Source organism: Methanobrevibacter olleyae (assembly GCF_900114585.1).
In the GTDB taxonomy this organism is placed as follows: domain Archaea; phylum Methanobacteriota; class Methanobacteria; order Methanobacteriales; family Methanobacteriaceae; genus Methanobrevibacter; species Methanobrevibacter olleyae.
The window spans coordinates 23,067-30,469 of record NZ_FOTL01000028.1; the positions used below are offsets into that span (position 1 = coordinate 23,067).

Below are 7,403 nucleotides of genomic sequence, written 5' to 3' on the forward strand. Positions count from 1 at the left end.
CTGCTTTAGTGATATATTTCCTTTTCATACAAATATTGATTTATTTTTTTTATATTTAAATATTATTATAGTTTAGTTTCTCTTTCTACAAACTATACTAATTTAAATATATAATTTTAAATAAGATTTGTTATATATTTTAATAATAAATTATATATTTTAATTTAATAATATTTTAATAATAAAGATTATTTTACAAAAGAACTTACCTAATAAATAGTAGCTATTCAAACTTATATAATAGATATTCTAATAAATATTATTTATTCAAATAAATAATGTTATACTAATAAATAATACTTCAAATGTATAGTAGTTATACTAATAAATAATACTTCAAATGTATAGTAGTTATACTAATAAATAATACTTCAAATGTATAGTAGTTATACTAATAAATAAATACTTCAAATATGTAGTAGTTGATAAAATGAAAAATAAAAAAGTCATTATATTTTTAATATTTGGTTTAGCAATAATGGCTATAATGCTATATTTTATTGGTATAGGAGAAGTTATTGAAGCTCTTAGATTATCCAATTTATGGTTTGTTTTATTAGCTATCATTTTACAGGTTTTCACATATTTCCTTTATACATGGAGATGGCAGATTATTAATAAAACAGCAAACATGTCTTTAGGAATAAAAAAATTAATCCCTATGGTTTTAGTAAGTTTGGCAGTGAATAACATCACTCCAAGTGGCCGTGGAGGGGGAGAACCAGTAAGGGCTTATCTTTTAGCAAAAGAAGAACATTATAAATTTGAAGATACTTTTGCCACTGTTATTACAGATAGGGCTTTAGATACATTCCCCTTTATTGTACTTGCTATTTTAACAATTATTGGTATAATTATTAGCTTTTCATTAGACATTACTTGGATTGTATTATTAATTGTATGTGTAGTTGGAATCACTGCAGCAGTTATTTTATTAATTTATGTATGTATCAATGAAGATTTTGGTGTAAAACTTACTGCTTGGATTATAAAAATTGTCCGTAAGTTCTATAAAAAGTTTAATGATAAAACAGAAAAAAGAATTGTTGAAGCAGTTATAAGCTTTCAAGCTACTATGAATTCATTACTTAGAGATAAAGATATTTTATATTATGCACTACCTTTGTCTTTTATAATTTGGGTATTTGAAATTTTAAGAGTTTATGCTGTTTTCTTGGCATTTGGTGCTCAAGTTTCTCCAGTTCTTATTGGTGAAGTATTTATTTTAGCATCACTTGTAGGTATGATTCCGCTACTTCCAGGTGGTCTTGGAGCGGTAGATGGTATAATGATTTTGTTTTATTCTACTGCAGGAATTACAGCATCTATAAGTGCAGCGGCAACTGTGGTTGAAAGATTAATTTCATTTTGGATGACAACATTTATAGGATTAATATTCCTTACAATGTATGGTACATCTGTTTTAGATAAATCATTTGAACTTGCTGAGTCTGAAATTGATGATGAGGTCTCTGAAGAAGAAAAGAAATTCTTAGAGCAATTATCCAAAGAAGATGAATTGGATAGTGATATTTCAGAAAAAAGCGATGAAGATAGCTGTGATGATGTGGAAGAAGCACTTATTGAAGTTTCAGATGATTAAAAAAAGAAGTTTTAGAATAAAAATAAAAATTTAATCAGCTCTTTTTCTTAAAGATTGTCCTATTAATTTGGTATTACTGTAATATTTCCTTCATAAACACATCCCTGATATCTATCATCACCTGCAAAAGTGAAATCACCATAATAATTCTCATCACCAGCATCAGCTAAGTATTCGGCATTTTCTATAAGAAACTCGCCATTTTCATCAGTTTCCGTATTTACTAATGTTCCCATTTGATATCCTGGTTTATGATATGTAATTGTTTTATTAGCCACTCCTTGGCTATAAGCATCCATTAATACTCCTTTAATTGTTCCGTTTTCTTCAACTTCAGTAGTATTAATTATCATGAATGTAGCTACATCATTGTTAAATTGGAACCAAAATACACCTATACATATTACAAATGCAATAAGCATAAATAAAAAATAATAACTTTCTTTTTCCATTCAATCACCTTTAATAATATATTAGAAAATATTTTAAATAAAGTTAACTTTAACTAATCAATAATTTTATATTTAAATAGGAAACTTTAGATAATTTTTTTTACAAATCATTAATTTTATATTTAAATAGGAAACTTTATTTTAATGAATTAATATATAATTAATTATTAGTATAAATTAGATTAATTTTTATAATTTTAATTAATTAATAAATTTTAATTTATTCTAATTTTTAGATATTTAAACATTTAAATGGTGAAATAATGGAAATTAATGGTGTAGAAATTAAAGATACTTATGCAGAAGGTTTTGGAATTAAAGTAACTAGAATTTTAGTTACTGCAGCTACTGAAGAATTAGCAAAAATTGCAGCTACTGAAGCAACTGGTTATGGAACTTCTGTAATCGGATGTCCTGCTGAAGCAGGTATTGATTGCTTTGTGCCAGCTGAGCATACTCCTGATGGCAGACCTGGTTATGCAATTATGATTTGTCAAGGTGGCAAAAAAGCACTCGATCATGAATTAATGGAAAGAATCGGGATGTGTGTTTTAACTGCTCCTACTACAGCAGCATTCAACTTACTTGAATCAGAAGACACCTTAAAAACCGGTAACAAACTCAAATTCTTCGGTGATGGATTTGAAAAAGAATGTTTTATTGATGGTAGAAAAGTACACTCTATCCCAATTATGTCTGGTGACTTCTTAGTAGAATCTGAATTCGGATACAAAGATGGTGTAGCTGGAGGAAACTTCTTTATTTTAGCAAAAGACCAAATGACTGGTGTAAAAGCAGCTCAAGCAGCTGTTGAAGCCATTTCCAAAATTGAATCTGTAATTACTCCATTCCCTGGTGGTATGGTTGCATCTGGTTCCAAAGTTGGATCCAATAAATACTCCAAATTCTTAAATGCATCTACTAATGAAAAAATGTGTGTAACTTTAAAAGATGAAGTTGAATCTGACATTAGAGCAGATGCTGATGGTGTATTCGAAATAGTTATTGATGGTGTAGATGAAGAATCCGTAAGATCAGCTATGAAATCAGGTATTGAAGCAGCTTGTGCTGTTGATGGGGTTCTTGAAATTAGCGCAGGTAACTTCGATGGTAAACTAGGTGCCTACATCATAAACTTACATGAATTATTCTAATTCTGTAGGATTAATTTAAATTATTAAAGTTAGTTAATTAATATTTTTATTAATTTATTAATTAGCTTCCTGAATTAATTATTTTTTGAGATGATATTATATTATCTCACTTTTCTAATTTTCTTTGTATTTTTTCTTTATTTGGTGTTTTTTCGCATGTTTTATTTTTTATAGTTTAGTTTAAGATTGGAGTTAGTCTTTATACTTTTTAGTAAACTCATTAATTTCAGCAAAGCTTAAATTAACTCCTAAAACAATTCCTTCTTTTTTAAGTTCTTCAATAGCCATGCTTAAATAGAACTTGTCTGGTCCAGATAACCAGTGAGAATGAACTTCATTTACAGTACTGTAAATAGTTTCAAGAGATTCTCTGACATTTTTATTGGTATTGATTTTTTCAATAAAGTTATCTTCTTCATTTTCATCTAAAACACCAATAGTTCTTGAAACAGGTGTTTTTATGCCATGGAAATGATATTCAATATTTTCAAGATGGCAATTATATTTTCTAAGAATATCTAATTCATTTTTTATATAATCAACACTATGCCTTTCAGTGATATGAACTAAATTAGGTTGTACTGCTGCAAAGTAAATGTCAGTTCCTCCACTTGTCTCTGGGGAAATAACTTTATCTGCACCAGCATGTTTTAATCTTTTGATGTTTTCTTTTTTGCTTGCTCTTGATACAATCCATGCATCTTTATATAATTCTCTTGTAGTAAGAACAATGAATAAATTGTCAATGTCACTTCCAGTTGTAATAATCATTCCTAAAGATTTATCAACATTAAGCTTTTTAAGAGTTTTGTCTTCTGTAGCATTTGCATTTAATGCAATTACATTATCATTTTCTTCAATATCTTCAACAACATCTTCATTTGATTCAATAATAATGACTTTCTGATTTCTTTTCATTAATTCTTCAAAAACTGCAGTACCCACTCTTCCATATCCACATAAAACATAATGATTTTCCATTTCAGCTAATTTCTTTTCCATAATTCTTCCACTCCTAATATCTTGCAGGTTTTCTGTAACTGAACTAATGATTATAGTTAAGATATATGCAAGAATTCCCACTCCTGCTAAAGCTAATGTTACACTAAAGATCTTTTGTAAAGGACTTATAGGTATGATATCTCCATATCCTACAGTTGCAATAGTTATCACAGTATAATAAATGGAATCATATAGGTTTAGTTTCATAATAAAAATAGATCCTAAAATTCCATATAATGAAATAAGCAAAATTATGAGGACTCCATAAATGCCGGTTTTATCTTTTTTAATATATTCTAGTAGTGTTTTTAGCGTTTTCATTATTATTCCCCATTAGATTCTACTTCTTAACTTTTATCATTAGGTTCTATTTTTTAACTTTTATCATTTAGATTCTATTTCTTACCTTTTAAATTTTCATTGTTCTTATAGTTAATATTGCCCTTATAGTTAATCATGTCCTTATATTTAATTATTAGTATGATTATATAATATAATATTTATGACTTTGTTTTAATTTTTAAATTTTTAAGATTCAATATTATTTATAAAATATTTGAAGGTGTAATAATGGATCCAATAGATATGATGACAACTGATTACAATTGTGAGTACTTAGGCCTTTCTCGTTTATGTTTAATGGAAAATGCAGGTAAGTCTATTTCTGATGAGATAGCCGCTCTTTCAACTTTTAAATTTTCAAAACCTATAAAAATTATTATTTTCACTGGTTCTGGTGGAAATGGGGGGGATGGCTTTGTAGCTGCAAGACATTTATTGAATAGAGGTTTTGAAGTTCAAGTTTATTGTTTAAATACTTTAGATGAGATTAAATCTGATGATGCATTAGCTAACCTTGAGATTTTGATGAGTCTTGAGCCAAGAGTTTCTAGATTGTCTGTTGATTTTATTAAAGACTCTTATGATTTGGATAAGCTTGATTTAAATGATTCTAATTCTGAATTTATTGTACTTGATTGTTTACTTGGCACTGGAATTAAAGGAAATCTTAGAAGAAAGCTTAGAAAAACTGTAGAATTAATTAATGAAATAAATGGTTTAAAAGTAGCTGTTGATGTTCCTTCAGGTTTAGATCCATTAACTGGAGAAATATCTGATATTGCTGTTGATGCAGATTATACTATAAGTTTTCATAAAATTAAAACTGGTGTTAAATTAGCTGGAGAGGAAAAAGTAGGTGGAATGATTACTTGTGATATAGGAATTCCACTTGAAGCTGAGATATTTGTTGAAGGTGGAGATTTATTAAGGTTAAAAAACAGAAATAATGATTCTCATAAGGGAAATAATGGTAAAGTTCTGATTGTTGGAGGCAGTAAAGATTATCATGGCGCACCAGCTATTTCTGCTAAAGCAGCAATTGCTACAGGTGCAGATTTAACTTATATTTACACTCCTAAATCTGCTGCTCTTGCTATAAAATCATTATCTGAAGATTTCATTGTAAAAGAAGCAAAAAATGATTATCTATCTCTTGATGATTTAGAAGATATTTTAGAATTGGCATCAAAAGTTGATGCAGTTTTATTAGGACCTGGTTCTAGTCAAAATGAAGAAACTGCCAAATTATTTAATGTTTTAGCAATGAAAATTGACAAACCATTAGTTTTAGATGCAGATGCTTTAAAATTAGTTGACTTATCTTTAATTTCTAAAAAAGAAGATTTAATCATCACACCACATTTAGCTGAATTTAAATCTTTCTTTAGAAATATTATTTCTAATGAGGATTTAAGTAATTTTGAAAGAACTATTAAATTAGATGATAAAGATAATTTGGACTTTAGAAAAGTTAATGATAAAATTGATAGCTTACAAAGAGTTACAAAGAAAATTAAGGGGTCTATTATTTTAAAAGGCAAATATGATTTCATATTTAATGGAAATAAATTGAAAATTAATAGAACTGGAAATCCTGGAATGACTGTTGGCGGAACTGGAGATGCATTAGCTGGTATTTGTTTAAGTTTATTATCTCAAGAATTAAATAGTTTTGATGCGGCTCTACTTGCCCCGTATTTAAATGGGAAAGCTGGGGATTTAGCTTATGAAGCTCAAGGCTATGGATTTGGAGCACAAGATTTAACCCAATATTTAGGTGCAGTGATGAGTGGTTTAATTGACTAATTTAGTTAAAGCTATCTTTAGAAATAGGCTTAACCGTTTTATTGCAGAAGTAGAACTTAATGGCGAAACAGTTAAGGTACATTTACCAAACACTGGCAGATGTAAAGAGCTTTTAATTGATGGTGTAATTGTTTATCTTAAGTCAAGCGATAATCCTAATAGAAAAACTAAGTATTCTTTATATTTAGTTGAAAATAATGGAGTTCTTGTTGCAATCTATTCTCAGCAGGCAAATAAAATAGTTTTTGATGCAATTAAAAATAATAAGATTAAAGAGCTTTCAGGATATTCTATTTTAGAATCTGAAAAGAGAGTTGGAAATTCAAGAATCGATATTTATTTAGCTAATGAAGATATTGCTTCTGATAGGGAAAATTCTTCTAATCTTATTGATGAAACTTATGTTGAAGTCAAATCCGTTACTTTAATTAAAGATAGTATAGCACAATTTCCTGATGCTCCTACTGAAAGGGGTAGAAAACATTTAGAAGAGTTAATTTCACTTAAAAAAGAAGGTATGAGAGCAGTTGCATTCTTCTTAATCCAGCATCCAAATGGAAATAGTTTTAGACCTAATTGGGAAAATGATCCTGAATTTTCTAAGACTTTGAAAAAAGCATATTCTGAAGGTGTGGAAATTCTTGTTTATAAAACAGAAAATAGATTAGAGGATATTGAATTAGTTGGAAGCTCTTTAGATTTTGATTTAGAAAAATGATTATTGTAATTAATTAATTAATTAATTAGAGGTTGTAAAATTTTATAGGCTTATTTTATTTTTATGTGATTTTTTGTCCAGTTTTTCATTTGGTAGTCTAAAAATGTTAGAATTCCATTTTTAGTTTTGTAAGTTTTCTTAATTTTTTCTGGATTTGTTTGTCTGTAGTAATTTTCTACTTTATTTGATGTTTTTTCAATATTTTCATCATCTAAGTATTCTATGTATCTTTTGAAGTGATTTAAGACATGTTTGTTTACAAATTGCATTAAAACTTCTGGAATCGAATCATAATTTTCTATAATAATTTTTAAATTTTTCAATCG

6 protein-coding genes and 1 pseudogene are annotated in these 7,403 nt (G+C 27.8%); 4 read left to right on the forward strand and 3 right to left on the reverse strand.

Going from position 1 to position 7,403, the window contains the following annotated elements; genetic code table 11:
• Positions 1–430: 430 nt before the first annotated feature.
• Entirely contained in the window at positions 431–1,603 is a 1,173-nt protein-coding gene (locus tag BM020_RS07605) for a UPF0104 family protein (RefSeq protein ID WP_082762166.1), read from the forward strand.
• 62 nt (positions 1,604–1,665) lie between these two features.
• Here BM020_RS07605 and BM020_RS07610 read toward each other — a convergent pair whose 3' ends face one another.
• Positions 1,666–2,055 carry a hypothetical protein gene (locus BM020_RS07610; protein ID WP_067147931.1) on the reverse strand — a complete coding sequence of 130 codons (390 nt, stop codon included), beginning with the start codon at positions 2,053–2,055 and terminating at the stop codon, positions 1,666–1,668.
• A gap of 263 nt (positions 2,056–2,318) precedes the next feature.
• On the opposite strand from BM020_RS07610, the gene fhcD reads away from it, so the two are divergent.
• Positions 2,319–3,209, forward strand: coding sequence for a formylmethanofuran--tetrahydromethanopterin N-formyltransferase (gene fhcD, locus BM020_RS07615; RefSeq protein WP_067147928.1), 891 nt, complete (start codon positions 2,319–2,321; stop codon positions 3,207–3,209).
• 192 nt (positions 3,210–3,401) lie between these two features.
• On the opposite strand, the gene BM020_RS07620 is transcribed toward fhcD, so the two are convergent.
• Positions 3,402–4,532, reverse strand: coding sequence for an NAD-binding protein (locus BM020_RS07620; protein WP_067147925.1), 1,131 nt, complete (start codon positions 4,530–4,532; stop codon positions 3,402–3,404).
• 249 nt (positions 4,533–4,781) lie between these two features.
• Between BM020_RS07620 and BM020_RS07625 the strand changes: the two genes are divergently transcribed.
• On the forward strand, positions 4,782–6,359 hold the full coding sequence (locus BM020_RS07625) for a bifunctional ADP-dependent NAD(P)H-hydrate dehydratase/NAD(P)H-hydrate epimerase (RefSeq protein WP_067147922.1): 1,578 nt from the start codon (positions 4,782–4,784) through the stop codon (positions 6,357–6,359).
• On the forward strand, positions 6,352–7,077 hold the full coding sequence (gene sfsA, locus BM020_RS07630) for a DNA/RNA nuclease SfsA (protein ID WP_067147919.1): 726 nt from the start codon (positions 6,352–6,354) through the stop codon (positions 7,075–7,077). The genes BM020_RS07625 and sfsA overlap by 8 nt, the downstream gene beginning before the upstream one ends.
• 50 nt (positions 7,078–7,127) lie before the next feature.
• On the opposite strand, the pseudogene BM020_RS07635 reads toward sfsA, so the two are convergent.
• A pseudogene (locus BM020_RS07635) lies at positions 7,128–7,403 on the reverse strand (ISNCY-like element ISM1 family transposase); the annotation flags it as partial.